This is a genomic window from Arthrobacter sp. BGA-UO-ETr-C19, assembly GCF_059568005.1.
Map to the genome: position 1 here is coordinate 369,980 of NZ_JCAQPC010000024.1, position 24,143 is coordinate 394,122.

Here is a 24,143-nt window from a genome sequence, read left to right on the forward strand (position 1 = left end):
GTTCCTTGAGGGTTTCGGGCTACTTGGCGGCCGGGATCAGGGAGTCGATCAGGCCCTCGATGCGGGTCTTGATCTCGTCGCGGATGGGGCGGACGGACTCGACGCCCTTGCCGGCGGGGTCTTCCAGGACCCAGTCCTCGTAGCGCTTGCCGGGGAAGTAGGGGCATTCGTCGCCGCAGCCCATGGTGATTACCACGTCGGACTCTTTGACGGCCTCGGTGGTGAGGACCTTGGGGACCTCGGTTGACATGTCGATGCCGACTTCGGCCATGGCCTCCACGGCGGCGGGGTTGATCTTGTCAGCGGGCTGGGACCCTGCGGAGCGGACCTCGATCTGGCCCTTGCCAAGCGTGGTGAGGAAAGCGGCGGCCATCTGGGAACGGCCGGCGTTGTGGACGCAGACGAACAGGACGGAGGGCTTCTTGGCGGTTTCGGTGCTCACGGTGTTTCTCCTGGAATCGGTTGTGGGTGGTGTGGACTGCATGGTGCCGGTGACGCTCCCCAACCGAACATTGATGATGATCGATATAGCGAGTATCGGGCTATACATTGATGAATGTCAATATTTGTTGTGGTGGTTCAGCGTACTTATGCGGCGCTGAGGCGGGGCGCGAGGTCGGTGATGCGGTGGGCGATGTCATCAAAGGCTCGGTCAAAGGCCTCCTTTGTTCCCAGGCGTAGGGGGTCGGGAACGGACCAGTGGATCCCGCGGATCCCGGGCAGTTCCTCGTGGGCGTTGTCGCAGACGGTAACGACGAAGTCTGCCGCTGCGGCCACGTCGTCCAGGGACCGGGGGGCGATGTCGGGCAGGTCCAGGCCGTGGCGGCGCGCGGCGTCGACCGCGCCGGGCGCGATGCGTTCCGCGGGGTGTGTTCCGGCCGAGGCCGACGGGATGCTGCTGACCTGGCGCCACAGGGCAGCGGCCAGCTGGGAGCGGGCGCTGTTGCGGGTGCAGACGAACAGGACGCGACCGGCATTCTGCACCACTCCGGGCACCAGTCCATCCAGGGCCCCGGCCGCAAGTCGGAAGTAACTGCGGCGTTTGTCCGCTTCGGACCGGTGCCGGGTCGCCAAGCCGGCGTCTTCCAGGGTTCGCAGGTGGTGCGAAAGCAGGTTCGAGGGCATGCCCAGTTCGGACTGCAGCTCCGTCGGAGACAGGTCACCGAGTGTCAGGAGGTCAACGATGCGCAGGCGTGCCGGATCGGCAAGAGCCGCATGCCTGGCCACCCTCGCTTGGAATGTGTCATCTGCCTCAGTTTTCATTGATTCAATTTTGACTGAGTTAATTCTTTCGGTCAAGCTGGTTCTATGACTTCACACCAGCCGCCGTTGTGGCGCCGCGCCCTTGCTGAATTACTCGGGACTGCCCTGCTCGTTGCCATCGTCGTTGGTTCCGGGATCGCCGCCCAGCAGCTCTCACCCAATGACGTTGGCCTGCAGCTGCTCGAGAACAGCACAGCGACCGTTCTGGGGCTGACGGTGCTGATCCTGGTCTTCGGTCCGGTCAGCGGCGCGCATTTCAACCCTGTCGTGTCCCTGGCCGACTGGTTCCTGGGCCGGCGCAGCGGCTCCGGCCTGACCCTGCCGGACGTTGGCGCCTACATGGTCGCCCAGATCACCGGGGCGATCGGCGGCAGCGTCCTGGCCAATGCCATGTTTGAGGTCGGAACGTCCATCTCCGTCAAGGACCGCGCCACCACCGGGCACCTGCTTGGTGAGGTCGTCGCCACCGCCGGGCTCATCCTGCTGATCTTCACCCTTGCGGCCACCAACCGGGGCGCCCTCGCAGCACCCGCTGTCGGCGCCTACATCGGGGCCGCCTACTGGTTCACGTCCTCGACCTCCTTCGCGAACCCCGCGGTGACCGTCGGCCGGATCTTTAGCGACACGTTCGCCGGCATCGCACCGGGTTCGGTGCCGCCCTTCGTGATCGCCCAGCTGATCGGTGCGGCCATCGGCCTGGGCCTGCTGCTCCTGCTGTTCCCGTCCGCTGCCCGCGCCGCGGATGACGTCGTTATCCCGCACGGCGCCAAAGCAACCAAGCCATAACCCTCCCGCAGGGCAAAAGGACGCCCCTGGGCATACATTGATGACCGTCAATATCGGGGCATAATGGATACATGACCTCACTGCCGCTGCTTGAACCAGCCACGGACACCGGCTGCTGCCCGCCGGCAGAGCCCAGCCTGGGCGCTGCCGAGGCGAACAACAGGGCGGCGGTCTTCAAGGCCCTTGCCGACCCGAACCGGCTGCGGCTGCTGTCCATCGTCAAGAGCGCTCAAGGCGGCGAAGCCTGCGTCTGCGACCTGACCGATCCGCTGGATCTCACCCAGCCGACCGTGTCCCACCACCTGAAGATCCTCGTTGACGCCGGTCTGCTGCACCGCGAAAAACGCGGCACCTGGGCCTACTTCTCGCTCGTCCCCGGCGCCCTGGAACGCACCGCAGGACTCCTGGAGAGCCTGTGACCCCCGCGGTTCCGACGGGCGTCTTTGTCCGTTCCATGCGTCAGGAGGATTGGCCGGACGTTCGGGACATCTTCCAGGAGGGAATCGACACCGGCCACGCCACTTTCGAATCCGAAGCACCCGACTGGGACCGGTTCGACGCTACCCGGCTTCCAGGCCATCGGCTTGTCGCCGAAACTACAAAGGGCATGACCGTCGGTTGGGCGGCCGTCTCGCCCGTTTCAGCCCGCCCCGCATACTCCGGTGTGGTCGAACACTCTGTGTACGTAGCCTCTGCTGCCCGCGGCCTGGGCACCGGCAAAGCCCTCCTTGAAGCGCTTATCAAGTCCACCGAGCGCCAGGGCATCTGGACCATCCAGGCCAGCGTTTTCCCTGAGAACGAAGCCAGCCTCAAACTCCACGTGGCCCACGGCTTCTCCATTGTCGGCCGCCGGCAGCGCATCGCCCGGATGAACCACGGCCCATTGAATGGCCAGTGGCGTGACACCCTCCTGATCGAACGCCGCTCACCCAGCATCTAACCAACCAATCATTATCGTGGAGGGCAACGTGGAACCGACCAAGGAAGACATCCTGGCCGGCTACAGCCGCGCACGGGCCGAGCTCGATAAGTGGCTGGCAGGCGCCACCGCTGCAGAGCTTCGCCACAAGAGCGACGGCACGAAGTGGACCAACGAAGAACTGCTCTTCCACATGGTTTTCGGCTACATGGTGGTCCGCGCACTGCTTCCACTCGTCCACCTCATCAGCCGGCTCCCCGCGCCCCTCGGAAAGGCCTTCGCCGCACTCCTGAACGTAGGCACGCACCCCTTCGACGTCATCAATTACTGGGGCTCCCGCAGTGCAGCGCTCTACTTGAACCGGCGGCGGATGGCCCGGAAATTCGACAAAACCATCAACGCCATCACCCGCAGGCTGGAGCGCGAGAGCCACGCATCGCTGTCCAGGTCGATGCCCTTCCCGGACCGGTGGGATCCGTTCTTCACGCCCACCATGACACTTAACGACGTTTACGCGTACCCGACAAAACACTTCGACTTCCATGCAGGGCAACTCAGCCTGGACCGCTCGCACCGGTAAACCGCCTGGCCGCGCGCCTGCAATGATGGGCGGCGTGACTATCGCGAAGACAATCCTGCTGTTCATTCTTGCCGCCGCCGCGGAAATCGGCGGCGCGTGGCTGGTCTGGCAATCTGTCAGGGAAGGCAAGGAATGGTGGTGGGCCGGACTGGGCGTCATCGCCCTCGGTATTTACGGTTTCGCTGCGACATTGCAGCCGGACGCGCACTTCGGCCGGATCCTTGCCGCTTACGGGGGTGTGTTCGTCGCCGGGTCGCTGCTGTGGGGTATGGCCTTTGACGGTTTCCGGCCCGACAGGTGGGACATCGCAGGTTCTGCGATCTGCCTGCTCGGGGTCGCCGTCATCATGTTCGCGCCGCGCAACGCAGGTTGAAATACTAAATCAGTGACCTACGAGTTGAGAGTTATCCCGGACTGCCCCAACAGCATTGCTGCGCCGGAACTGTTCCGTAGCGCTCTAGCTGCCGAAAACACAGGGGTGGACATCCGCGTGGTCGAGCTCAGCAACGAGGAGCAAGCCGAATCTCTGAACTTCCATGGTTCACCCTCCTTCATTGCCGGCGGCCGCGACCTGTTCCCCTCAACCGCTACCCCTGCTCTGACCTGCAGGGTCTACCAGACTGAGGCGGGCCTGGCCGGCCTACCCTCCCAAAAAGATCTCCAGGCGGCCCTGCGCTCGGCGCCACGTACTTCCTAGGCGGCCGTGGTCGGGCCTTTCCGTGTGATGGGGGCCGGTGGAATCATCTCACCGGGCTGCACTGACTGTGACAGGTTTGGATGGCCCCGATACGTCCAACCGCGCTGGACAGCCGACAGTTCCGGGCTGCTGCTGCTGATAATTTGCAGGTATGAATAGCAAAACCATGCCGCTGCTTGCCCCTGGACAGGCACGACAGCAATCCCTCCCGCTGGTGTTCCTTGCCGGAGCAATCATCGGTGTCCTGGGTGGCATGATCGGCCTGGGCGGCGCCGAATTCAGGCTTCCGCTGCTCATCGGTCTCTTCGGCTTCGCCGCGCTGCAGGCCATCATCATGAACAAGGCCATGAGCCTGATCGTCGTGATCACCGCACTACCAGCCCGGCTCCTTGCCGTCCCCCTAGGGGAGTTATCACCGCACTGGTACATCGTGCTGAACCTGCTCGCAGGAAGCCTCCTGGGCGCTTGGATCGGCGCGCACTGGGCCACTAAGCTCAAGTCGAAAACACTGTTCCGCGTGATCGCGGTCCTGCTCGTCCTGATCGCGGTGCTCTTGTTCGTGACCCACTTCTTCCACGTGGACCCCCTCAGCATTCCGGCCGCCCCGCGGACCGTGTTCGGCATCATCGCCGGCGTCCTCATCGGCGTCGTCGCTGCCCTGATGGGAGTCGCGGGCGGAGAGCTGCTGATTCCCACAATCGTGCTGCTCTACGGTACCGACATCAAGATCGCCGGCAGCCTCTCCCTGGCAGTGTCCCTGCCGACCATGCTCGTGGCCTTCGCACGCTTCAGCAGGGACAAGAGCTTCACCGTGCTCAGTCAAAGCAAGCCCTTCCTGATCACCATGACACTGGGATCCATCACCGGAACCATTCTTGGCGGTCTGCTCCTGGGCGCCGTACCTAACCTGGTCCTCATCCCCCTGCTCGTCCTGCTCCTACTGCTGTCATCCGTCAAAGTCTGGAACCACGACTAACGCGGCCGCGACCGGGAAGAGAAACGCCGACAAGGGGGCGGCTCAACATTGCGCCACGGCGGTCCGGCCGCCATCGATGACTGAGCCTCAGTGCACGGGTTTGCTGCGGTGGGGACGAGTCGCCAGGAACAGGGCCAGAGCTGCTGCCTGCACGATAGTCAGTGTGACGGCCAGGGCGAAAATTGATTGCTGGTACAGGGCACCGATAAGAATACTGCCTGCAAGCCAAGCAACGCCGTAACAGGCGGTGAAAATGCCGTAGGCGCTGCCGCGCCGCAAGGGTGGTGCGAGTTCGGCGACGCCGGCACGCATGGTGCTTTCCTGGACGCCCATGGCAGCGCCCCATAGGAGTGCTCCGGTCACTGCCAAGGCGGTGTTCATGCTGAACCCCAGCCACGGGACAGCGGCGGCCAGCAGCGGGAGGACAATGAGGACCCTGAGTCCGACCCGGTCAAAAAGCCATCCCGAGGCCAGAGCCGCCACGGCATCCATGGCCATGGCAAAGGCGTAAACCACCGGGATCCAGGCAGGAGCCAAGAGCCCATTGACGACCAAATGGTAGGAGAGCAGGCCAAAGGTGGCGTATCCGAACATCGTCACGCTGCTAAAAGCCGCGTAAAGCCAAAACCTGCGCGGCAGCCCGCCGCCAACGGCGGCGGCCGCAGGCACCGGGGATCCCTCGGAACCTCCGGCAGAGTCTGCTTCCGAAGTAACGTGATGAGCCGGCTCGTATATAGAGGTATCCGGAACCCGCCGCCGGAGCCAGAACAGGACCAGCATCGCGGCGACTCCGGGCACGGCAAGAAGGAGGAAGCCGGGCCCATAGCTGCCTGACAAGGCTAGAGAGAGCCCGACCAGGAGCGGACCAATAAACGCGCCGACCTGGTCCAGTGCCTCATGCAGTGCGAATGCCTTGCCACGGCCGACGGCGGTTCCCGCCTCGGCGAGCATTGCGTCTTTCGCCGGACTGCGCACTGCCTTGCCCAGTCGCTCGGCGAGCACGAACACGCAAGCAACCCAAAGGGCATCCGTGATTCCCAGCAACGGCACGGACAGGGCCGTAAGACCGTATCCAGTCATAGCCAGCGCCCAACGCAGCTTCGGCCGGTCCGCCAGGCGGCCAAAGACCAAACGCAGGACCAGAGCCACAGCTTCACCGGCACCACTGATCACGCTGATCAACAGCGCCGAGGCACCAAGAAGGCCAAGGAACGGTCCCGTGACGCTCCTCGCACCCTCATAAACCACGTCCATGAGGGCACTCACAATGCCGAAGACGAAAATGTAGCGAAACGCGGTCAACGGCTGCGCGGTCGCCGGCCGCGCAGGAGGGGACATGGGGTTCGTCATTCGCTGCGCTTCCTGTAGCTCGTCCGTCTATCGTGCTCCGAGCTCGCCCTCCTTCAAAATCCGCAGAACGACCGATCTCACACCCCGTTCATTCCCACCAGGGCCGGATATAGCCGTCACGCCGGGGCCAAAAAGGTTGACACAGACACTGCCTCATGCCTCCTTGCGAGGCACCAACCCCTTTCAACCGGTCGCCCTTGAGGAACCAATTGTTCTGCCCTTTTCATCGCCAGGTGCGTGTCCCCCAATTAGAGTGCGCCGTCTCACAACCCTTGGGAAACGAGACGTCTCACCTATTTGAACGACCGCGAGGACCGCAATGCCCTAATCTTCGTGGAATCGTACAAATTCGTCCTTGGCCAGCGATTCTCGTAACTATGTCTCACAACCTTCTGGTTGAATCGCCGTATCCACCGTTAGTTATGAGACGCTCTGGAGCACCCCTTGACCAAACTGATCGGCTACGTGTGCGTCTCGACTCGGCAGCAGTCGACCGACCGGCATCAGGCAGACCTTCTGGCCGCCAGCGTCCGGCGCGACGACCTCTACGTGGGAGCTCAAGGCCTAGCCGCGACGCAGGGAAGATCCGGCGGCGAGAATCTGGCAATCTGAAAAGGCATGGCGCGGCCGTCCGCGTCCTGTGTCCAGCCAGACTGAATAGGGCCGAGGGGCGCTCCAGATGGCCGACGAGATTGAAACCAAGATCATTACTGCCACCGCTATGGGGCCGGACGAGTACTAGTGTGAATATCGTTGCCATTGGATTATTGGGGGGAATTACTGTGGACGTCGGCCTAATCGTGGGTGTTCTTTGGGTCTTGGGTCAGGTTTTCCTGATTTTGTTGCTCGCATATATCGTCGTTCGACTGGCGGTCAAACACACGCTTCGGGCCTTTTACAGCCGTGAGCAGGCCAAAATGGACGAGGTTGTTCATCCTGCCGAGTGAGGGCCTGCGCGGAACATTTTCTTCAGGCCGGCTAACCCGAAAAGGCTAAGCCCCGCGGGGCACCCTGTCCGGGTGCACCATGTCGCCGAAGCCATGAACCATCCACCGGCCGTGGTCCGGCCGCCACACGAGCGTGATCAGCAGTGGATCATCCAGCATGGCGGCTGGTGTGTGGGAGGTGTGTTCCTTGGCTTCCCGGATAACTCGCACGTAGCAGACGTCGAGGTCTCCATCGGCGTAGACAGCCTGCTGGAGCATGCCGGCGTCCTCGATGGAGTCCAGCAGCGCTGCGGCGATTTCGAAGGATCCCCACGATGGACGGGACTCCGGGGTCACGATCAGATGCAGGTCGTCCAGGTTCTTTGCCCGGTCATGGAGCGCCCTGAAGAACCAGTACCCGATTCGGCGCGGATCGTTCGCGATTTCCTGCGATTCTTCCGCCTCAAGGTCAAAGTCTTCCGTCATGGCACAAAGCTACTCGTGGGGCCCGGGCGCTGACGAGACCTTCCCGGGGCAGACTTTCGTGGCCGGAACCGAGACGGCTGAATCGCTTCCTATAGGCTGGGTTTCATGACGTTGGGGGACGCGGCCGAGCCGCTTGTGCACATCAAAAACTTCCGCATGGACTTCGGGGAAACAACGGTCGTCAAAGACCTGTCCTTCGATGTCCGGGCCGGGGAGACCTTCGGCTTCCTGGGCAGCAACGGGTCCGGGAAGACCACCACGCTGCGGGCGCTGCTGGGCATCTACCAGCCCACCGCCGGGACCCTGCACATCGGCGGGAAGGTCTTCGAGCCCCGGGACGGGGCACGGCTTGGGTACCTGCCGGAGGAGCGGGGCCTGTACAAGAAGGAAGCCGTCCTGGACGTGATGGTCTACTTCGGCCGGCTCAAGGGCCTGAGCAAACACAGGGCCCGCACCTGGTCCCAGACCTACCTGGAGCGCGTGGGCCTCGCGGACAAGGCCGCCGTCCGGCTGGACAAGCTCTCCGGCGGCCAGCAGCAGAAGGTCCAGCTCGGCGTCACGATCATGAACGACCCCGACCTGCTCATCCTCGATGAGCCCACGAAGGGCTTCGACCCCGTGAACCGCCGGCTGCTGATGGACATCATCGAGGAACAGAAGCTCGCCGGCGCCACGGTCATCATGGTTACCCACCAGATGGAGGAAGTGGAACGGCTCTGTGACCGGGTCATCCTCCTCAAAGACGGCACCTCCCGGGCCTACGGGACCGTCGCCGAAGTCCAGGACCAGTTCGGCGGCACCCTGTACCGGCTGGGCTACGACGGCGTCCTGCCCGCCTCGGCCCTGTACGACGTCGTGCGCTACGCAGACGGGCACGCCGAGCTGGCCCCGGCCGCCGGTGCCGACGAAACGGCGGTCCTGCGGGAACTGATCGGAGCCGGCGTCGCGGTCCGCAGCTTCGCCACGGCACGGGCGTCCCTGGAGGAAATCTTCATCCAGGTCTACGGGGAACAGCACGAAATGGCAGAGGTCTAGGACGATGGCACGCACAGCATTCAAACAGCACAACCTGGGTACCGTCGTCGGGTTCGAATTCGTCCGCACCATCAAAAAGCGCGGGTTCGTGATCGCCACCCTGGCCATCCCGGTGGTCTTCGCGATCATCTTCGCCCTCGTCTACGCCAGCAACTCCAGCACCTCGGCAAACGCCGACGCCCAGAAGAACTCTGCGCTGACCTTCACCTACACGGATGCCTCCGGACTCATCCCCGCGCCGCTGGCCCAAGCCATCGGCGGGACCCTGACGTCCGATCCGGGCGCCGCGCTCCAGTCGGTGAAGAACGGCAGCAGCGAGGCCTATTTCGCTTACCCAGCCGACCCCGGCACCGAGCCGGTCAAGGTCTATGGCGCGGACAAGGGCATGTTCGAGAACGGCAAATATGAGGCCGTGGCCAAACACCTGCTGGTCACCGCGGCCCAGTCGAGGGTCAACTCGCCGGAGGTCACAGCGGCCCTGAGCGGGGGAGTGAAGTTCGACGCCGAAACGTACCGGGGCGGCCGGGTCTCCGGGGGGATTGGCTCAGTGATTCCGCCGCTGCTGTTCCTGGTCATTTTTTACGTCAGCATCATCCTGCTGTCCAACCAGATGCTCAACAGCACGCTGGAGGAGAAGGAAAACCGGGTCACGGAGATGATCCTGACCACCCTGAACCCCACCACTCTGGTCACCGGCAAGATCATCTCACTGTTCGCCGTCGGCCTCCTCCAGATAGCAGTGTTCCTCACGCCGATCGCCGTCGGCTACTTCCTGTTCCGCGACTCAGTGTCCCTGCCCGACGTCGACCACTCCTCCCTGGTATTCGAGCCTGTCCCGATGATCACCGGGGCGCTGCTGCTGCTGGGCGGGTTCACCCTGTTCACCGGCGTGCTCGTGGCCATCGGCGCCATCATGCCCACGGCCAAGGAGGCTGGCACCATCTTCGGGCCGCTGATGGCCCTGATCTTCGTGCCCTTCTACGCCGTCAGCCTCATCATCAGCGACCCCGAAGCCCTGATCGTGCAGGTCTTCACCTACTTCCCGCTCACCGCCCCCATAACCGCGCTGCTCCGCAACGCCTTCGGAACACTTGGCGCCGTCGAATCGGCCATCGTGATCGCCGAGATATTCATCGTCGGGATTCTCGTACTGCGCCTGGCAGTGCACCTGTTCCGCTACGGCTCCATCGAATACGGCCGCAAGCTCTCCATCGCCGGGACGTTCCGCCGGAAGGAACTGGCGGCCAAGTAGCTGACACACGTGCCGCCCGGTGCAAGAATGCCGCATGCCCATATTCCTGGAGACCGAGCGGCTGGTGCTGCGGCAGTTTACTGCCAACGACGCAGACCTGCTCGTGGAGCTCGACGGCGATCCGCGCGTGATGCGGTACATCACGGGTGGCGCCCCAACGCCCCGGGGTGAGATTGAAAGCGATTACCTTCCAGCGTTCCTGGGCTACTACCGGAAATTTCCCGGGTATGGATTCTGGGCCGCGATCGAGAAATCAACAGGGGATTTCCTCGGCTGGTTCCACTACCGGCCCGCGCCCGGCGATCCACCCGACCAGCCGGAGCTGGGCTACAGGTTGCGCTACGGGGCCTGGGGGAAGGGCTATGCCACCGAGGGGTCCCGCGCGCTGATCGCCAAGGGGTTTACCGAGTTCGGCGTGCAACGGGTGGTTGCCTCCACCATGGCAGTCAATACAGCGTCGCGGCGGGTGATGGAGAAATCCGGGATGCGCCTCGTCCGTTCCTTCGTCGCTGACTGGCCCGTATCCATCCCGGGCGATGAACACGGCGACGTCGAGTACGCGATCTCTCGGAGCGAATGGGAGCTGGATTACGGCATCAGATGACGGCCAGGGCGCCCTTAGCGCTTTCCACCAGAACGTGGGTTGCGGCCGGAAGGTGCCTGACCTCCCCGTCGATCTGGCAGGGAACAGCATCCCGCGTGGTGAAGGCATAGCTGCTGACGCTTGGCTGATTCCCGAGTCCCAGGGTCACGGCCCGAAGAGTCATCAGGGCCATCTTCCAGCGCCCGGAGTGGGGGAGCGTCACAACCTCGAAGCGGCCGTCGTCGGGGCCGACCGACTCGCTGACCGTCCCATACTTGGCCATCCTGGAAATGTTGGCCAGGATCAGGCTGTCGAAGCGGGCGGTGGCGCCGTCGGCCCGGACGAGCTCGAACGGCCTCAAGTCGGAGAGCGTGCGGGCGACGGACAGGAGTTCGAGGAATTTGCCCTTTCCGCCGCTTTCGATGCCGATGGCCATCAGCGGGGTGAGCCCAAAGCCTATGTAGGAGTGGGCGTAGTGGACCTGCGCCGGCTGCTCCTCCCCGAACGTAATCCGCAACAGGTCGATATGCCGGACCCTGCCTTGGCGGACAGCCTCCGGCAACGGCCGTGCGGGCATGCTCCGGTGGTGGTCGTTGGCGTTCCCCGCCGCGAGCACGGTGCAGACCGCCCTGCTGCCGGGGACGTCCATCACCCCGTTGACAACCTCGTTGTACCCGCCGTCCCCGCTGACCGAAACAATGAGCGGTCTTCCTGTCGCCGCCACGGACCGTGCAAGGTCCCGTGCGTGTCCGGCAAAGTCGGTAGGCAGCAAATCAACCGGCAGCTGGGGTACTCCGGCGGACAGATCCCGTTGCAGCTCGTTGATCCTGGCCGTCATGCCGGGCTTGCCGGGGTTGAAGACCAGGACGGCCCGGTCAAAGCGGGCTGCAGGTGCTCGGTCGGGGCCACTCGCTGTCATCGGCCTTTCAGCCCTTATTTTTCCACCAAGTCGTCCGCCACGCGGCGAAGGTCCTGGACCCACCCCGTTGAACGGCTGGGGGCTCCCGAACTGGCCTCAAAGTTCGCAAGCGCTTCCGCTATGCGGTCCAGTGCCTCCGAGATATTGGCCTTGACCGCCGCATAGCCCTCCTCCGAGCGGGGGTCGGAAGACACCGCAGACAGCAGTTCCGCTCCGGACTTGATGACCAGTGAGGCCTCGTACTCGTTCACACTCACACCTCGCGGCTTCCTCGTGTTGGATGTGCGGTAACTGTTCGTCAGCACAACCCTACATCCGCGGTGCCGGGCCTGCGGGAGCCGGAAGCGGGCCGCCCCCTTCACGTGAAGATGTCCGCCACGTACCTGCCGTGGGTGCGCTGTGCGGCGGCCGGGGGAGGCACAGTGTTCCTCAACATCACGCGAGGATTTCCGCAGTTCAGTCGAGGTCCCCGTCAAGATTTTCCGAGCTTATCCACATATGGGTCCGTAGCGGTTTCCGTGGCCTGCACGGCGTGCTCCCATAGTAGGGAGCCAACGCATCCACCAGCATCTGGCGCCTTCATGGGGGAGATCCAATTGCCAAAGCATCTTGCACCTGCTGTTGTCCGGCGCACGCATCAGAACTTGCGTCCCGGCGTTAATCACAATGTTCTGAGCCGTGCCGTCCGGGTAGGCGCGGGCGCGGCTTTCCTTGCTGTCTACGCTTTTGGATTCCAGGGCGCTGCTCCAGTTGTCTCGTCCGGGCAGGCGCCTGCCGAGGTGGCTGGCGATATCGCCGTCAACGTGCCCCTCGTATCTGCTGCCGTGGCCGAGGCTGCTCAGGGCTCCGTTTCCAGCGCCGGCGTTGCAAGCCTTAGGGGTTCAAATGCCAGCGCTTCAGGTACCGGCGTTTCGAGTGCCGGTGCCGTCGCGGCCTCCGCGGACGCGTTCGTATCCTACAGCCGCACGGTGGTCTTCACCGAAGCAAAGCCAGCGAACGAAAAACTCGATGTGGTTTCCACCAAGGTGCGTCGCCCCGCGGCCGGGAGCCTGATGGCGCCGCTGGAGGTCCTGGTTCCCACCTCGCACTTCGGGCTGCGGACAAGCCCCATCTCCGGCGCAGCAGGGGAGTTCCACTGGGGGCAGGACTTTGCGGCCGCCTGCGGAACCAACGTATTTGCAGCGGATGCCGGTGTGGTGCGGGCAGTGGGATGGCACCCGTGGGGTGGCGGCAACCGTGTGGAAATCGACCACGGCAACGGCCTTATCACCAGCTATAACCACCTTGAAGGCATCGGTGTGAAGAAGGGACAGTCGGTTCAGGTGGGGCAACTCATCGCCAAGGTGGGGACCACGGGCTCATCAACCGGATGCCACCTGCACTTCGAAACCATTTTGAACGGCAAACACACGGACCCCGACAATTGGACGCTCCTGCGGCTCCGCCACTCGGGACCTGTTGCCAACGTCAAGATGACCGACTACCGGAAGACCGGCACCGCGACGGAAACGCCGAATTGGGCTGTTCCGGTCGGGGCAAGCGCCCAGCGGAGTGCGGTGAACGACGCGTCTGCTCATAGCGCTGCCTCAGTGAAGTCCGCTTCGACTGCCAAGGCGTCTGCTTCCGCAGCCAAGTCTAGGGGCAGGCGGGCTGCGGTTCCGGGGACGAAGGCGGCGGCGCCTAAAGTGGCCGCGCCGAAGGCGACCGCGCCCAAGCCGGCTCACCGGGCGCCCGCCACTAAGCCGGCCACTCCGGCTCCTGCCCCGAAGATCGCGCCCAAGCCGGCTCACCGGGCGCCCGCCACTAAGCCGGCCACTCCGGCTCCTGCCCCGAAGATCGCGCCCAAGCCGGCAACGCCGGCCCCGGTCACGCCTAAGCCGGCAACTCCGGCTCCGGTCACGCCTAGGCCGGCCAGGCCGGAGCCCGCTCCAACACCGGCACGCACGCCCAAGCCGACAACGCCCGCTCCGACGCCGGCTCCGGCACCGACTGTCACGCCAGCTCCGGCAGCTACGCCGACGCCGGCTCCTTCGCCCGGCATCTCAGCGGCACCGAAGGTGACCGCACCCAAGCCGGCAACGGCGGCTCCGGCTGCAGCACCGGCTCCCACCGCAACCCCCGCACCTGTGGCCACGCCATCGTCGGCTCCGACTCCTTCAGCCAGTGCTGCCGCTACCTCCGCACCGGCTCCTGTCGAGGCTCCGGCTCAGCAGCTCACTCGCAAGCAGGCAAAAGAAGCCGAGTCAGCAAAGAAATCGAAGGCAACTGCAGCAGCTGCGACGGCTGCTACTGAGACGGCAGCTCCGTAGCGAGGGTTCCTAGTTGCCCGTCGGCAGGGTGAGGATTTCGGCTCCGTCGTCTGTGATGGCGATCGTGTGTTCGCTGTGGGCCGTCCGGCAGCCTGTGGCACTTCGGAGCGTCCACCCGTCGGCATCAGTGACGAGCCGGGCTGTGTCCGCCATGACCCACGGCTCGAGTGCGAGCATCAGCCCAGGGCGCAGTTTGTATCCGCGGCCGGGCCGTCCGGTGTTGGGAACGTGCGGGTCCTGGTGCATGGTTGATCCGATGCCATGACCGCCGAACTCGGTGTTGACCGGGTACCCCGCGTCGGTGAGGACCGAGCCGATGGCATGGGAAATATCACCGATGCGCGCACCGGGCCCGGCAGCGGCTATCCCTGCGCTCAACGCCCGCTCGGTCGCGTCGATCATTGCGACGCTTTCCGCGGGCTTTGAATCGCCCACGATGAAGCTGATGGCGGCGTCTGCAGCGACCCCGTCCTTGGAGACGGCGAGGTCCAGAGTCAGCAGATCGCCGTCGGCAAGCGAGTAATCGCGTGGCAGCCCGTGGAGCACGGCGTCGTTGACACCTGTGCAGATGTAATGCCCAAAGGGCCCCCGCCCGAACGACGGCGCGTAGTCGACGTAGCAGGAATCGGCTCCGGCGTCCAGGATCATTGCTTGGGCCCACCGGTCGATCTCCAACAGGTTCGTGCCCACGGCGCTGCGGCTCTTCAGCGTGTGCAGGATGTCCGCGACGAGGGCACCTGACACTTTAGCTCGGGCCAGTTCGGCGGGGTTCAGGATCTCGATCATGCGTCGTCCTTTTTCAGACTCCAATAACTATACCGGCCATATTATCCCGGTATTAGAATTGGATCCATGGTCAGGTTGCCCCTCACATCCGAAGAAGTCGAGCGCGGACAGCGTCTTGGGGCCCTGTTGCGCCGCGCCAGGGGAGGTCGCTCGATGCTCGAGACCGCGCTCGATGCCCGTGTCTCGCCGGAGACCCTTCGGAAGATCGAGTCGGGCCGCGTGGCGACCCCTGCTTTCCCGACCATCGCGGCCATCGCCGATGTCCTCGGACTCTCCCTCGACGCGGTGTGGGCCGAGATCACCCAGCCCGAACGCGGTGTTGAGCCAACCGGCGCTGGGCGAAGCACAGGAGAGAGGCTGGCTTCGTAAGAGGCGCCTATGCGCTGCGGCGCTCCCGGGGTGCCACGCCGCCAAGGCGCTGCGTGACCTGACGGGCCGCGCTGGCGCAGGCCTCGCCGAGGCTCTGCAGGGTATCGGGGGAGACCCGGAACCTGGGTGCGGGGATGAGGACGGCGGCCACGATGTCTCCGCGGTGGTCGTAGACGGGGGCGGCGATGCCCACTTCCTCGATGGACGTCTCTCCATAGTTGATGGCCCAGCCGCGCTTGGAGACTTCCCCGAGCCGCTGCAGGTACTCCTCGACGGAGTGGTCGTCGAGGCCGGGCAGGGTAATGGTGCCGCTGCGGAGCAGGGCGCTGACCCGTTCGGCCTGTTCCCCGGCGAGGAAGATCTGGACCGAGGCGCTGAGGGCATCGTTGTAGCGTGCGCCCAGCGGGGTGGTGTGCTTGACCTGCTGGCGGCTGGCGATCTGCTCCACGCACATCGATTCGGTTCCGTTCCACACCATCAGGGCGCTGGTTTCGCCGGTGCGTTCAGTGAGTTCGCGCAGCACCGGATAGGCCACGCGCCGTTCCTCGAGTTCGGCCAGCAGGGGACCGGCCACCGCGATGAGGCCCAGCCCAAGCCGGAATCGGCGTGTGTCCGGGTCGCGCTCCACCAGGTGTTCCTGCTCGAACGTGGCGAGGATCCGCGACACCGTGCTCTTGTGCAGGCCCACCCGGCTGGCGATCTCGGTGACGCCCAGCATGGGCTCGTCCGCGGTGAAGCTGCGGAGCACGGCGATGGCATTGACGATCACGGAGGCGCCGCGGGCGTCGCCGTTGCTTGCGTCTTTGCCTGCGCCGTTGCCTGCATCAGGGGCCGGGTTCGCGGGTGTTGCCGGGGGAGTCATGGTGTTCACTATATTTCTTCGCTGTCGTGCTTCCGGTCTTTTGTTGCCTAGCGGAAGCGGGGGCGGCATGCCCTCCCAGCCGTCCGCCGTCGTCGTACTTAACCCAAGGCTGCTAAAACAAAAGCCTTGGTGGCCACGGAAGGCGGGGGAGGGCATGCCCTGTTGTCAGCTGACTGGGTTGTTGGCTAACCGGGCTGTTGGCTAACCGGGGGTGTCAGGCGCCGATGATGTTGTATTCAGGGCCGAACGGGAACTTGGTGATGTTCTCGGCGCCGTCGTCGCCGACCACCAGGATGTCGTGCTCGCGGTAGCCGCCGGCACCGGGCTGGCCGTCGAGGACCGTGATCATCGGCTCCATGGAGACCACCATGCCCGGTTCGAGCACGGTGTCGATGTCCTCGCGGAGCTCGAGCCCGGCTTCGCGGCCGTAGTAGTGGCTGAGGACGCCGAAGGAGTGGCCGTAGCCGAAGGTGCGGTTGGCGAGCAGGCCGTGGGACACGTAGATCTCGTTGAGCTCGGCGGCGATGTCCTTGCAGACGGCGCCGGGCTTGATGAGTTCCAGGCCGCGCTTGTGGACCTCGACGTTGATGTTCCACAGCTCCAGGGAACGGGCATCCGGTTCACCGAAGAACAGCGTCCGCTCCAGGGCCGTGTAGTAGCCGGACGTCATCGGGAAGCAGTTCAGGGACAGGATGTCGTGCTCCTGGATCTTCCGCGTGGTGGCCCAGTTGTGCGCGCCGTCGGTGTTGATGCCGGACTGGAACCACACCCAGGTGTCGCGGATCTCCGAGTTGGGGAAGGTGCGGGCGATCTCGTGCACCATCGCCTCGGTGCCGATGAGCGCCACCTCATACTCGGTGATGCCGGCCGTGATGGCGTTGCGGATGGCCTCGCCGCCGAGGTCGCCGATCCGGGCACCGTGCTTGATGACCTCGATTTCCTCGGCGGACTTGATCATGCGCTGGCGCATCGCGGCCTGGGCCACGTCCACCAGGGTGGCGGACGGGAACGCGGCCTGGATCTTGTTCCGGTTGTCCAGCGGCAGGGAGTCGTCCTCGACGCCGAGCCGGCGGGCGTTGATGCCGCGGGTGCGCAGCACCTCCTGGATGCCAAAAATGTAGTTGTCACGTCGCCAGTCCGTGTACACCAGGTTGTCGCCGTAGCTGCGGCGCCAAGGCATCCCGGCGTCGATATTTGCGGTGACGGTCACCGTGTCCTCCTTGGTGACCACCATGGCGTAGGAGCGGCCGAAGTAGGTGAACAGGAAGTCGGAGTAGTACTTGATCGAGTGGTAGCTGGTCAGGACGACGGCGTCCAGGTCCTTCTCGGCCATGATGCTGCGGAGGCCGGCGAGGCGGCGCTCGAACTCGGCGTCGGAGAAGGTCAGGGAGACTTTCTCGCCGTTGTTGAGGACCTTGAGGCGCTCGAGCTTGGCGACGTCGTTGACAGCTTCGTTCTCGGTGATGGTCATGCTTGTTCCTTTTCTTTCTTGGGTGGGTGTTTGTCAGTGCTGCTGCAGGGGCTTCTTGGAAGTCTCCACGGCGAACAGGACTGCGATGAGGGAAACCAGTGAGGCGGCCACGAGGTACCAGCCGGGGGCCAGCTTGTTGTGCGTGAGGCCGATGAGGAGGGTGGCCATGAACGGGGCGGTGCCGCCGAACAGGGCGTTGGAGAGGTTGAAGCTGACGGCGAAGCCGCTGTACCGGGTCGTCGTGGGGAAGAGTTCGGCCAGGAAGCTGGGCAGCGTGCCGTCGTTGAGGGTGAGCATGCCGCCCAGGAGGATCTGGACCAGGACGATCACCAGGAAGTTGCCGGTATCCAGGAGCATGAACGCCGGCACCGTCAGCACTATGAACAGCACGGATGCGGTAATCAGCATCCTCTTGCGGCCGAACCTGTCCGAGGCGATGCCGGTGAGGAAGATGAAGCCGATGTAGCTGGCCAGCGCGATGGTGGTGGCCAGGAACGATTCGCCGGCCCCGAAGCCCAGTTCCTCGGCGAGGTAGGTGGGCATGTAGCTGAGGATGACGTAGAAGCCGACCGCGTTCAGGAGCACCGCGCCGGTGGCGATGACGAGCTGCCGCCTGTTGTTCCGGAACATGTCCCTCGCGGGGGCCTTGCCGTGCTCTTCCTGCGAGAGGGCCCGGAACGCGGGGGTGTCCTCAAGCTTGGTGCGGATGTACCGGCCGATCAGGCCCATGGGGGCGGCCAGCAGGAACGGCAGGCGCCATCCCCAGTCGTGCAGCTGGCTTTCGCTGAGGACCGACGTCAGCAGTGCTGCCAGGAGGCTGCCCAGCAACAGTCCCGCCGCGGTGCTTGCGGGTACGACGGCGGCATAGAGTCCGCGGCGATGTGCGGGAGCGTACTCCACCAGGAAGGCGGAGGCGCCGGCGTACTCGCCGGAGGCAGAGAACCCCTGGACGACGCGGACCAGCAGGAGCAGGACCGGCGCCATGATGCCGATGGTGCCGTAGCCGGGGATCAGGGCGATGCAGAACGTGGCCACGGACATGATGACGATGGAAAGCGACAGTGCCTTCCGCCGTCCGAGCCGGTCGCCGATGTGGCCCCAGAAGAAGCCGCCCAAGGGACGGACGAAGAAGGAGATGGCGAAGACGCCGAAGGTTGCCAGGAGTGCTGTCTGGCGGTCGGCCTCGGGGAAGAAGACCGTGGAGATAATGCCGGCGAGGTAGCCGTAGACGGCGTAGTCGAACCATTCGACGAAGTTGCCGATGAAGCTCGCGGTGATGACGCGCCGCCGGGTGTTTTTGCTGACCTGCTCGACTTTGAGTTCAGGGCCAGCCGCTTCGGAAGTTTGAGTTGGGGGGTGTTCCATGTGTCCACCAATGAATTCTTGGGGTTGCTTCTGTTGCAACGCTGTTGCACCAGATTAGGCGTGATGTGGCTCACCCGTCAATGGGTATTTTGGGGTTGCTTAGGGTTCCACGCTTCGGGTGAGCGCAAAATGGCGCCCTCCACCGGGAATCTCCGCAGTTGCCGAGGCTGCAACAAGGTTGTGCCGACACGCACGATGCGGGCACACCAAGATGAAACGCTCCCTCACTTTTCGTCGCCTTTTCCCGGACGCGTCCTCAGGTTTGGTCGGGTTTTTCCGGACGCGTCCTCAGGTTTGGTCGGGTTTTTCCGGACGCGTCCTCAGGTTTGGTCGGGTTTTTCCGGAGGCGTCCTCAGGTTTGGTCGGGTTTTTCCGGACGCGTCCTCAGGTTTGGTCGGGTTTTTCCGGACGCGTCCTCAGGTTTGGTCGGGTTTTTCCGGACGCGTCCTCACGTTGCCCGTTCATTGGGTGCAGGCGTGGGCGAGCCGGCCGCCGGTACGACCTAAGGAAGCGTTTGGGTGGGGGCGGCGGGAGGTGAGGAAGCGTTTGGGTGGGGGCGGCAGGAGGTGAGGAGGCGTCAGTCGGTGCGCAGGGCGTAGGTGCTGACGACGTTGCCCTTGCTGGTTCTGTACCGGTCCTTCAGTTCCAGCCTGGTCAGAGGGTCGCCGTCTTCGAAGAGCCGCCGGCCGCTGCCGGCCACCACGGGATGCGTCATGAGGGTCAGTTCATCGAGGAGGCCGCCGAACAGTAGTTGCCGCGTAACTGAAATGCTGCCGCAAACGGCGATCTCGCCGCCGTCGCGCTTTTTAAGATCGGCGACAAACGTTTCGAGCGATCCCTCGATCAGGTGCGAGTTTTCCCATTCGAGAGGCTCCGACAGACTGCGCGATGCGACGAACTTTTCCACCGGGTTGATGAAGGCGGCGAAGTCCTCGTCCTGCGAGGCGTTCGGCCAGTAACCGGCCCACTCCTGATAGCTGACCCGTCCCAGAACGACAGTGTCCACGGTGTTGATCATCTTGGTCAGTCCCTTGCCCAGGTCCTCGTCGAAGCTGTCGAACTGGAACTTGAACGGGTCCTGCACCACTCCGTCGACGGAGTGGAACAGTCCGGCGGTCACTTTGCGCATCGGGTCCTCCGAATCGGGTCGTCAGGCATTACCGTATGCCGCCGCGGCTTCCGTGGGAAGGTTTGGCGCGCGGAATCCGGCAGTTCCTGGACGTCTGGACCTTATGCTGGGGCCAGGAATCGACGTCGAAATATTAGGGGATAGGGATGACTCACCGGGGTGCCTTTGGCCTTGCCGTGAGCATCGCACTTGCTCTTGGGGCATGTTCGGCGCCGCAGGGGGACTCCGCGCCCGCGTCGACCACGCCTTCGGTCCAGCAGGAAATGCCGACAGCCGTGGTGCAAAGTGCCGGGGGTAAGAAGGCAGTGGTGCACGCAGGGGTCTCGTCTGCTCCCGAGGAAGGCGGTCAGCTCATCGGCAGGCTGGCGGCAGACGGGGCCGGATGCATCGTGGTGCGCACCGGCAACGGGGAAACAACAACACTGGTCTTCCCCGAAGGCACTGCCTTCAGCGGCGAATCACTGGCCCTGCCTGACGGTTCGTCCCTGACCGAAGGGGCCAAAGTGGCCCTGGACGGCGCGCGTGTTCCTGCTGACGAGAAATTGAGCATTTGCCCGAACTACGCCAGGCTCTTCTCGGTGGTGAGAGCCACCGTCAAACCATAGCGGCCCTTGGATAAATGCCGCTATCTCGTGCGACAAGCACGGTGTCGTGCACCTTTTCGAGCCCTCTGATTGCAGCGTGCAACGCTCCCTCACGTCTTGTAGCTTCACCACAGACGCTTCCTCACGTCTTGTCGCTTCACCACAGACGCTTCCTCAGCTTTTGGTCGTCTGTTCCCTGGACGGACAATATTCTGGCGAGCACCGCCGTCGAACTTTCCATTGGCCGCACGCCGGGTGCCGACCCTGGGTGGGGTATCTTGCGGGTATCCGATCGGAGGCGCCGGCAGTCCGCTGGAGGATTTTTCTCCGAGTGTCCTTTTGGTGCCTTGCGGGTTGTCGTAGGGGCATCAACAGCTAAGAAGGAGTCATCGTGGAATACATGCTTTTCATCTGCACCGATCCCTCAGCGCCGAAATATGTGGCCGCCGAGGACAACATTGAGGAATGGGTTGCCGAGATGGAAGCCCGCGGCGTGGCCCAGCATGGGGACAGGCTGCGTCCCGTTGAGGATGCGACCACTGTGACGGTCCGCGGGGGCGAAGTCGTGGTCTCGGGCGGACCGTTTGCGGAGACGAAGGGGTGGATCGCGGGCTACGACATCATCAAGTGTGCCGATCTGGACGAGGCAGTCGAGGTGGCGGCCAAGCACCCTATGGCTAAATTCGGCAAGATCGAAATCAGGCCGGTGTGGCCGCTCGGCGTGTAGTCCTCGGCTGATTATCGGCGGATGTGCGGTCGAGAGCCCCTGCCGGAACTGACGGACGTCCGTGCAGCCATCGAGGCGGCCAAAATGTGAGGAAGCGTCGGAAACGACGATGAAACGTGAGGAAGCATTTGGCGTGAAGCGGCGAAAGCTGAGGAAGCGTTTCGCCTGAAGCGACGAAAGCTGAGGAAGCGTCGGGCGTGCAGCGGCGAAAGCTGAGGAAGCGTTGGGCCTGCAGCGGCGAAAGCTGAGGAAGCGTTGGAAGAGGCGAGGCCCGTCAGGTCCTGCCCCGTAAGACCCAAACGCTTCCTCACGTCTTGTCGCTTCGCCACAAACGCTTCCTCAGCTTACGTCGTCGTCCTTCCGACGTTCCTCACTGGACCCCTTGCGCTTCCTCTACTTAGCGTTACTATGTACCGGTAGCTAGTACTACTAAGTAGCTGGAGGAGGTGTCCGGTGGGCAAGCAAATGACGGAGATGCTCAAGGGGACGCTGGAGGGCATCGTTCTTGCCCTCCTCACGGGGAAACCGGCGTATGGATACGAGATCACGACGCTCCTCAGAGCGAAGGGCTTCTCTGACATCGCCGAGGGAACCGTATACGCGCTGCTGGTGAGGATCGAGCAAAAGGGTCTTGTCGACGTCGAGAAGCGTCCGTCGGAGAAAGGGCCCCCGCGCAAGGTGTACACGCTCAACGCCCAGGGCGATGAGTACCTGGAGGAGTTCTGGAGAACGTGGAGCTTTCTGGCCCAACGGCTCGAACAGCTTCGAGATGGAGGGAATTAGACATGGCCATGGGATGGATCGAGCAGGTAACCGGCTCGCTCGAACAAAAGAAGCAGTACCGGCAGTACAAAGCACGCACCAAGCAGCTTCCCGCGAACTACCGCACAGCCATCGATGCGTTGGAGCGGTACCTGACCTACTTCGGGGCGATCACGAAAGGGGAGACCCTGGTGAAGATGCTGGAGGATCTGGCGGATCTCTTCGAGCAGAGCGCGGCGAGCGGAACCCCGATCCGGGAAGTCGTCGGGGAGGACCCAATCGAGTTCGCGGAGACGTTCCTGCAGAACTACTCGGAGGGGCAGTGGATCAACAAGGAGCGGAAACGGCTCACAGAGACGATCGGGAGCATTACGAAAGAGGAGGAAGTCCCATGAGCGCCAACGCCTCAGCTCCTCCGGATCGCGAACCCGCGATCCGTGTGCAGGGCCTGGAGAAGTCCTACAAGGAACTGCATGTCTTGCGCGGCGTGGACTTCGACGTGGCGCCGGGCAGCATTTTCGCCCTCCTCGGCTCGAACGGAGCAGGAAAGACCACCATGGTGAGGATTCTGTCCACACTGTTAAGGCCCGACGCCGGGACAGCCACCGTGAACGCATTCGACGTTGCGACTCAACCCGTCCGAGTTCGGGAATCCATCAGTCTGACCGGACAGTTCGCAGCTGTCGACGAGATCCTCTCGGGCCGGGAGAACCTGGTGCTGGTAGCCAGGTTGCGGCACCTGAAAGACCCCGGCGCGGTGGCGGACGATCTCCTCGTCCGCTTCAACCTCGCCGAAGCAGGATCGCGCAAGGTGTCCACCTATTCGGGAGGCATGCGCCGTCGTCTTGACATCGCCATGAGCCTGATCGGGCAGCCGAAGGTGATCTTCCTCGATGAGCCGACGACGGGGCTCGACCCCGAGGCGCGCATCGAGGTGTGGCAGGTGGTCAAGGAGCTCGCCAGGCAGGGGATCACCGTTCTGCTCACCACGCAGTATCTCGACGAGGCCGAGCAACTGGCAGACCGAATCGCCATTCTTCACGAGGGGCGGATCATCGCGAACGGCACCCTCGCCGAGCTGAAACGGCTGCTCCCGCCGGCGGAAATCGAGTACGTCGAGAAGCAGCCAACCCTGGAGGACATCTTCCTCGCACTGGTGGGGAAGGATGACAAAGTCGGGTCAGGTGTCGCAGCCCACGTCGAATCAATTAAGGACCTGCCATGAGCAAGCATTTCTTCGGCGACACGGCCGTCCTGCTGGGCCGCTCCCTGCGCCACATCATCCGCAGCGTGGACACGATCATCACGACGGCGATCACGCCCATCGCACTCATGCTGCTGTTCGTCTACGTGTTCGGGGGCGCTATTAAGACAGCCGCCAACAACTACATCAATTACCTGCTCCCCGGCATCATGCTGATCGCGATCGCGTCCGGCATCGCATACACCGCCGTCCGGCTGTTCACCGACATGAAGAGCGGCATTTTCGAGCGGTTCCAGTCCATGCCGATCGCACGATCCTCTGTGCTGTGGGCCCATGTTCTGACGTCGATGGTTGCCAACGCGCTCTCGCTGGTGATCATCGTCCTGGTCGCCCTCCTCATGGGCTTCCGCACCTCGGCAGGCCCGCTGGAGTGGCTCGCCGTCGTCGGAATCCTCGCGCTGTTCACTCTGGCACTCACCTGGATCGCGGTCATCGCCGGCCTGTCAGCGAAGTCCGTGGACGGCGCCGGCGGTTTCTCCTACCCGCTGATCTTCCTGCCGTTCATCAGTTCGGCTTTCGTCCCCACGGCCACCATGCCGGGTCCCGTGCGGGCGTTCGCCGAGAACCAGCCGGTCACCTCGATCGTCAACACCATCCAGGACCTGTTTGCGCAACGGCCGGTCGGCGTCGACATTTGGATCGCCCTGGCCTGGTGCCTCGGGATCCTCGTTCTCGCGTACGTCTTTGCCATGGTGGCCTACCGGCGCAAGATCTCCTAGGGGCGCTTCTCTTCCGGCCGTCAG

General features: G+C 63.8%; 31 protein-coding genes. 20 read left to right on the forward strand and 11 right to left on the reverse strand.

Annotated elements, in window-relative coordinates:
• Window positions 1-19 precede the first annotated feature (19 nt).
• Both AC57BR_RS20620 and AC57BR_RS20625 read right to left on the reverse strand, forming a co-directional pair.
• Window positions 20-442, reverse strand: a complete 423-nt coding sequence (locus AC57BR_RS20620) for an arsenate reductase ArsC (RefSeq protein ID WP_236803126.1) — start codon at window positions 440-442, stop codon at window positions 20-22.
• Window positions 443-588: 146 nt separating this feature from the next.
• Window positions 589-1,263 carry a metalloregulator ArsR/SmtB family transcription factor gene (locus AC57BR_RS20625; protein WP_496363982.1) on the reverse strand — a complete coding sequence of 225 codons (675 nt, stop codon included), beginning with the start codon at window positions 1,261-1,263 and terminating at the stop codon, window positions 589-591.
• 45 nt (window positions 1,264-1,308) lie between these two features.
• Here AC57BR_RS20625 and AC57BR_RS20630 point away from each other — a divergent pair, with 45 nt between their 5' ends.
• From AC57BR_RS20630 to AC57BR_RS20660, 7 genes are all read left to right on the forward strand, one after another.
• Window positions 1,309-2,049 (forward strand): aquaporin, encoded by a 741-nt coding sequence (locus AC57BR_RS20630; RefSeq protein WP_496363984.1) that lies wholly within the window; start codon window positions 1,309-1,311, stop codon window positions 2,047-2,049.
• 71 nt (window positions 2,050-2,120) lie between these two features.
• Entirely contained in the window at window positions 2,121-2,468 is a 348-nt protein-coding gene (locus tag AC57BR_RS20635; protein WP_496363986.1) for an ArsR/SmtB family transcription factor, read from the forward strand.
• Window positions 2,469-2,503: 35 nt separating this feature from the next.
• Complete coding sequence (locus AC57BR_RS20640; RefSeq protein WP_496365195.1) at window positions 2,504-2,989, forward strand: GNAT family N-acetyltransferase; 486 nt, start codon at window positions 2,504-2,506, stop codon at window positions 2,987-2,989.
• A gap of 28 nt (window positions 2,990-3,017) precedes the next feature.
• Window positions 3,018-3,548, forward strand: coding sequence for a DinB family protein (locus AC57BR_RS20645; protein ID WP_496363988.1), 531 nt, complete (start codon window positions 3,018-3,020; stop codon window positions 3,546-3,548).
• A gap of 34 nt (window positions 3,549-3,582) precedes the next feature.
• On the forward strand, window positions 3,583-3,921 hold the full coding sequence (locus tag AC57BR_RS20650; RefSeq protein ID WP_056084815.1) for a YnfA family protein: 339 nt from the start codon (window positions 3,583-3,585) through the stop codon (window positions 3,919-3,921).
• A gap of 12 nt (window positions 3,922-3,933) precedes the next feature.
• Window positions 3,934-4,245: a hypothetical protein gene (locus tag AC57BR_RS20655; RefSeq protein WP_496363990.1), complete on the forward strand. Its 312-nt coding sequence runs from the start codon at window positions 3,934-3,936 to the stop codon at window positions 4,243-4,245.
• A 151-nt stretch (window positions 4,246-4,396) separates the two neighbouring features.
• On the forward strand, window positions 4,397-5,221 hold the full coding sequence (locus tag AC57BR_RS20660) for a sulfite exporter TauE/SafE family protein (RefSeq protein ID WP_496363992.1): 825 nt from the start codon (window positions 4,397-4,399) through the stop codon (window positions 5,219-5,221).
• A gap of 87 nt (window positions 5,222-5,308) precedes the next feature.
• Here AC57BR_RS20660 and AC57BR_RS20665 read toward each other — a convergent pair whose 3' ends face one another.
• On the reverse strand, window positions 5,309-6,571 hold the full coding sequence (locus AC57BR_RS20665) for an MFS transporter (RefSeq protein ID WP_496363994.1): 1,263 nt from the start codon (window positions 6,569-6,571) through the stop codon (window positions 5,309-5,311).
• A 444-nt stretch (window positions 6,572-7,015) separates the two neighbouring features.
• Here AC57BR_RS20665 and AC57BR_RS20670 point away from each other — a divergent pair, with 444 nt between their 5' ends.
• Together AC57BR_RS20670 and AC57BR_RS20675 are read left to right on the forward strand one after the other, a co-directional pair.
• Window positions 7,016-7,183, forward strand: coding sequence for a hypothetical protein (locus tag AC57BR_RS20670; protein ID WP_496363996.1), 168 nt, complete (start codon window positions 7,016-7,018; stop codon window positions 7,181-7,183).
• A 131-nt stretch (window positions 7,184-7,314) separates the two neighbouring features.
• On the forward strand, window positions 7,315-7,518 hold the full coding sequence (locus AC57BR_RS20675) for a hypothetical protein (protein ID WP_496363998.1): 204 nt from the start codon (window positions 7,315-7,317) through the stop codon (window positions 7,516-7,518).
• Window positions 7,519-7,563: 45 nt separating this feature from the next.
• Here the strand turns inward: AC57BR_RS20675 and AC57BR_RS20680 are convergent, their stop codons facing one another.
• Complete coding sequence (locus tag AC57BR_RS20680; RefSeq protein WP_496364000.1) at window positions 7,564-7,983, reverse strand: hypothetical protein; 420 nt, start codon at window positions 7,981-7,983, stop codon at window positions 7,564-7,566.
• A gap of 105 nt (window positions 7,984-8,088) precedes the next feature.
• On the opposite strand from AC57BR_RS20680, the gene AC57BR_RS20685 reads away from it, so the two are divergent.
• Genes AC57BR_RS20685 through AC57BR_RS20695 form a run of 3 tightly spaced genes read left to right on the forward strand, consistent with a single transcriptional unit; the run spans window position 8,089 to window position 10,874 of the window.
• The gene (locus tag AC57BR_RS20685) at window positions 8,089-9,018 is read left to right on the forward strand and encodes an ABC transporter ATP-binding protein (RefSeq protein ID WP_496364002.1); all 930 of its coding nucleotides are present in this window, start codon (window positions 8,089-8,091) and stop codon (window positions 9,016-9,018) included.
• 4 nt (window positions 9,019-9,022) lie between these two features.
• Entirely contained in the window at window positions 9,023-10,270 is a 1,248-nt protein-coding gene (locus AC57BR_RS20690; RefSeq protein WP_496364004.1) for an ABC transporter permease, read from the forward strand.
• A gap of 34 nt (window positions 10,271-10,304) precedes the next feature.
• Complete coding sequence (locus AC57BR_RS20695; RefSeq protein ID WP_496364006.1) at window positions 10,305-10,874, forward strand: GNAT family N-acetyltransferase; 570 nt, start codon at window positions 10,305-10,307, stop codon at window positions 10,872-10,874.
• On the opposite strand, the gene AC57BR_RS20700 is transcribed toward AC57BR_RS20695, so the two are convergent.
• Both AC57BR_RS20700 and AC57BR_RS20705 read right to left on the reverse strand, forming a co-directional pair.
• On the reverse strand, window positions 10,867-11,772 hold the full coding sequence (locus AC57BR_RS20700; protein ID WP_496364008.1) for a diacylglycerol/lipid kinase family protein: 906 nt from the start codon (window positions 11,770-11,772) through the stop codon (window positions 10,867-10,869). The two genes, AC57BR_RS20695 and AC57BR_RS20700, sit on opposite strands and share 8 nt — an antisense overlap.
• Window positions 11,773-11,786: 14 nt before the next feature.
• Window positions 11,787-12,023, reverse strand: a complete 237-nt coding sequence (locus tag AC57BR_RS20705; RefSeq protein WP_496364010.1) for a hypothetical protein — start codon at window positions 12,021-12,023, stop codon at window positions 11,787-11,789.
• A 528-nt stretch (window positions 12,024-12,551) separates the two neighbouring features.
• Between AC57BR_RS20705 and AC57BR_RS20710 the strand changes: the two genes are divergently transcribed.
• On the forward strand, window positions 12,552-14,081 hold the full coding sequence (locus tag AC57BR_RS20710) for a M23 family metallopeptidase (protein ID WP_496364012.1): 1,530 nt from the start codon (window positions 12,552-12,554) through the stop codon (window positions 14,079-14,081).
• Window positions 14,082-14,090: 9 nt separating this feature from the next.
• Here the strand turns inward: AC57BR_RS20710 and map are convergent, their stop codons facing one another.
• Window positions 14,091-14,867, reverse strand: coding sequence for a type I methionyl aminopeptidase (map, locus tag AC57BR_RS20715; RefSeq protein ID WP_496364014.1), 777 nt, complete (start codon window positions 14,865-14,867; stop codon window positions 14,091-14,093).
• A 66-nt stretch (window positions 14,868-14,933) separates the two neighbouring features.
• Here map and AC57BR_RS20720 point away from each other — a divergent pair, with 66 nt between their 5' ends.
• Complete coding sequence (locus tag AC57BR_RS20720) at window positions 14,934-15,236, forward strand: helix-turn-helix domain-containing protein (protein WP_496364016.1); 303 nt, start codon at window positions 14,934-14,936, stop codon at window positions 15,234-15,236.
• Between the two features lie 7 nt (window positions 15,237-15,243).
• On the opposite strand, the gene AC57BR_RS20725 is transcribed toward AC57BR_RS20720, so the two are convergent.
• The 4 genes from AC57BR_RS20725 to AC57BR_RS20740 form a co-directional block, all read right to left on the reverse strand.
• A complete protein-coding gene (locus tag AC57BR_RS20725) occupies window positions 15,244-16,098 on the reverse strand; it encodes an IclR family transcriptional regulator (protein ID WP_496364018.1) in 855 nt (284 codons plus the stop codon).
• 214 nt (window positions 16,099-16,312) lie between these two features.
• Window positions 16,313-17,569: an aminopeptidase P family protein gene (locus AC57BR_RS20730; RefSeq protein WP_496364020.1), complete on the reverse strand. Its 1,257-nt coding sequence runs from the start codon at window positions 17,567-17,569 to the stop codon at window positions 16,313-16,315.
• 33 nt (window positions 17,570-17,602) lie between these two features.
• The gene (locus AC57BR_RS20735) at window positions 17,603-18,934 is read right to left on the reverse strand and encodes an MFS transporter (RefSeq protein ID WP_496364022.1); all 1,332 of its coding nucleotides are present in this window, start codon (window positions 18,932-18,934) and stop codon (window positions 17,603-17,605) included.
• 577 nt (window positions 18,935-19,511) lie between these two features.
• Entirely contained in the window at window positions 19,512-20,063 is a 552-nt protein-coding gene (locus AC57BR_RS20740) for a dihydrofolate reductase family protein (RefSeq protein WP_496364024.1), read from the reverse strand.
• 176 nt (window positions 20,064-20,239) lie between these two features.
• On the opposite strand from AC57BR_RS20740, the gene AC57BR_RS20745 reads away from it, so the two are divergent.
• The 6 genes from AC57BR_RS20745 to AC57BR_RS20770 all read left to right on the forward strand — a co-directional run bounded on the left by AC57BR_RS20745 (window position 20,240) and on the right by AC57BR_RS20770 (window position 24,119).
• Window positions 20,240-20,668, forward strand: coding sequence for a hypothetical protein (locus tag AC57BR_RS20745; protein WP_496364026.1), 429 nt, complete (start codon window positions 20,240-20,242; stop codon window positions 20,666-20,668).
• 379 nt (window positions 20,669-21,047) lie between these two features.
• Window positions 21,048-21,374: a YciI family protein gene (locus AC57BR_RS20750; protein ID WP_496365196.1), complete on the forward strand. Its 327-nt coding sequence runs from the start codon at window positions 21,048-21,050 to the stop codon at window positions 21,372-21,374.
• Between the two features lie 453 nt (window positions 21,375-21,827).
• A complete protein-coding gene (locus AC57BR_RS20755; protein WP_496364028.1) occupies window positions 21,828-22,157 on the forward strand; it encodes a PadR family transcriptional regulator in 330 nt (109 codons plus the stop codon).
• A 2-nt stretch (window positions 22,158-22,159) separates the two neighbouring features.
• Entirely contained in the window at window positions 22,160-22,531 is a 372-nt protein-coding gene (locus AC57BR_RS20760) for a DUF1048 domain-containing protein (protein ID WP_496364030.1), read from the forward strand.
• Complete coding sequence (locus AC57BR_RS20765; RefSeq protein WP_496364032.1) at window positions 22,528-23,361, forward strand: ABC transporter ATP-binding protein; 834 nt, start codon at window positions 22,528-22,530, stop codon at window positions 23,359-23,361. The genes AC57BR_RS20760 and AC57BR_RS20765 overlap by 4 nt, the downstream gene beginning before the upstream one ends.
• Window positions 23,358-24,119: an ABC transporter permease gene (locus AC57BR_RS20770; RefSeq protein WP_496364034.1), complete on the forward strand. Its 762-nt coding sequence runs from the start codon at window positions 23,358-23,360 to the stop codon at window positions 24,117-24,119. Before AC57BR_RS20765 ends, AC57BR_RS20770 begins: the two co-directional genes overlap by 4 nt.
• The last annotated feature ends 24 nt before the right edge of the window (window positions 24,120-24,143 follow it).

Excerpts from the sequence above, each read along its gene's own strand:
- AC57BR_RS20625 (WP_496363982.1), bottom strand. The coding sequence starts at position 1,263 with ATGAAAACTGAGGCAGATGACACATTCCAAGCGAGGGTGGCCAGGCAT.
- AC57BR_RS20630 (WP_496363984.1), top strand. The coding sequence starts at position 1,309 with ATGACTTCACACCAGCCGCCGTTGTGGCGCCGCGCCCTTGCTGAATTA.
- AC57BR_RS20635 (WP_496363986.1), top strand. The coding sequence starts at position 2,121 with ATGACCTCACTGCCGCTGCTTGAACCAGCCACGGACACCGGCTGCTGC.
- AC57BR_RS20640 (WP_496365195.1), top strand. The coding sequence starts at position 2,504 with ATGCGTCAGGAGGATTGGCCGGACGTTCGGGACATCTTCCAGGAGGGA.
- AC57BR_RS20660 (WP_496363992.1), top strand. The coding sequence starts at position 4,397 with ATGAATAGCAAAACCATGCCGCTGCTTGCCCCTGGACAGGCACGACAG.
- AC57BR_RS20665 (WP_496363994.1), bottom strand. The coding sequence starts at position 6,571 with ATGACGAACCCCATGTCCCCTCCTGCGCGGCCGGCGACCGCGCAGCCG.
- AC57BR_RS20680 (WP_496364000.1), bottom strand. The coding sequence starts at position 7,983 with ATGACGGAAGACTTTGACCTTGAGGCGGAAGAATCGCAGGAAATCGCG.
- AC57BR_RS20685 (WP_496364002.1), top strand. The coding sequence starts at position 8,089 with ATGACGTTGGGGGACGCGGCCGAGCCGCTTGTGCACATCAAAAACTTC.
- AC57BR_RS20690 (WP_496364004.1), top strand. The coding sequence starts at position 9,023 with ATGGCACGCACAGCATTCAAACAGCACAACCTGGGTACCGTCGTCGGG.
- AC57BR_RS20695 (WP_496364006.1), top strand. The coding sequence starts at position 10,305 with ATGCCCATATTCCTGGAGACCGAGCGGCTGGTGCTGCGGCAGTTTACT.
- AC57BR_RS20700 (WP_496364008.1), bottom strand. The coding sequence starts at position 11,772 with ATGACAGCGAGTGGCCCCGACCGAGCACCTGCAGCCCGCTTTGACCGG.
- map (WP_496364014.1), bottom strand. The coding sequence starts at position 14,867 with ATGATCGAGATCCTGAACCCCGCCGAACTGGCCCGAGCTAAAGTGTCA.
- AC57BR_RS20720 (WP_496364016.1), top strand. The coding sequence starts at position 14,934 with ATGGTCAGGTTGCCCCTCACATCCGAAGAAGTCGAGCGCGGACAGCGT.
- AC57BR_RS20725 (WP_496364018.1), bottom strand. The coding sequence starts at position 16,098 with ATGACTCCCCCGGCAACACCCGCGAACCCGGCCCCTGATGCAGGCAAC.
- AC57BR_RS20730 (WP_496364020.1), bottom strand. The coding sequence starts at position 17,569 with ATGACCATCACCGAGAACGAAGCTGTCAACGACGTCGCCAAGCTCGAG.
- AC57BR_RS20735 (WP_496364022.1), bottom strand. The coding sequence starts at position 18,934 with ATGGAACACCCCCCAACTCAAACTTCCGAAGCGGCTGGCCCTGAACTC.
- AC57BR_RS20740 (WP_496364024.1), bottom strand. The coding sequence starts at position 20,063 with ATGCGCAAAGTGACCGCCGGACTGTTCCACTCCGTCGACGGAGTGGTG.
- AC57BR_RS20750 (WP_496365196.1), top strand. The coding sequence starts at position 21,048 with ATGCTTTTCATCTGCACCGATCCCTCAGCGCCGAAATATGTGGCCGCC.
- AC57BR_RS20760 (WP_496364030.1), top strand. The coding sequence starts at position 22,160 with ATGGCCATGGGATGGATCGAGCAGGTAACCGGCTCGCTCGAACAAAAG.
- AC57BR_RS20765 (WP_496364032.1), top strand. The coding sequence starts at position 22,528 with ATGAGCGCCAACGCCTCAGCTCCTCCGGATCGCGAACCCGCGATCCGT.
- AC57BR_RS20770 (WP_496364034.1), top strand. The coding sequence starts at position 23,358 with ATGAGCAAGCATTTCTTCGGCGACACGGCCGTCCTGCTGGGCCGCTCC.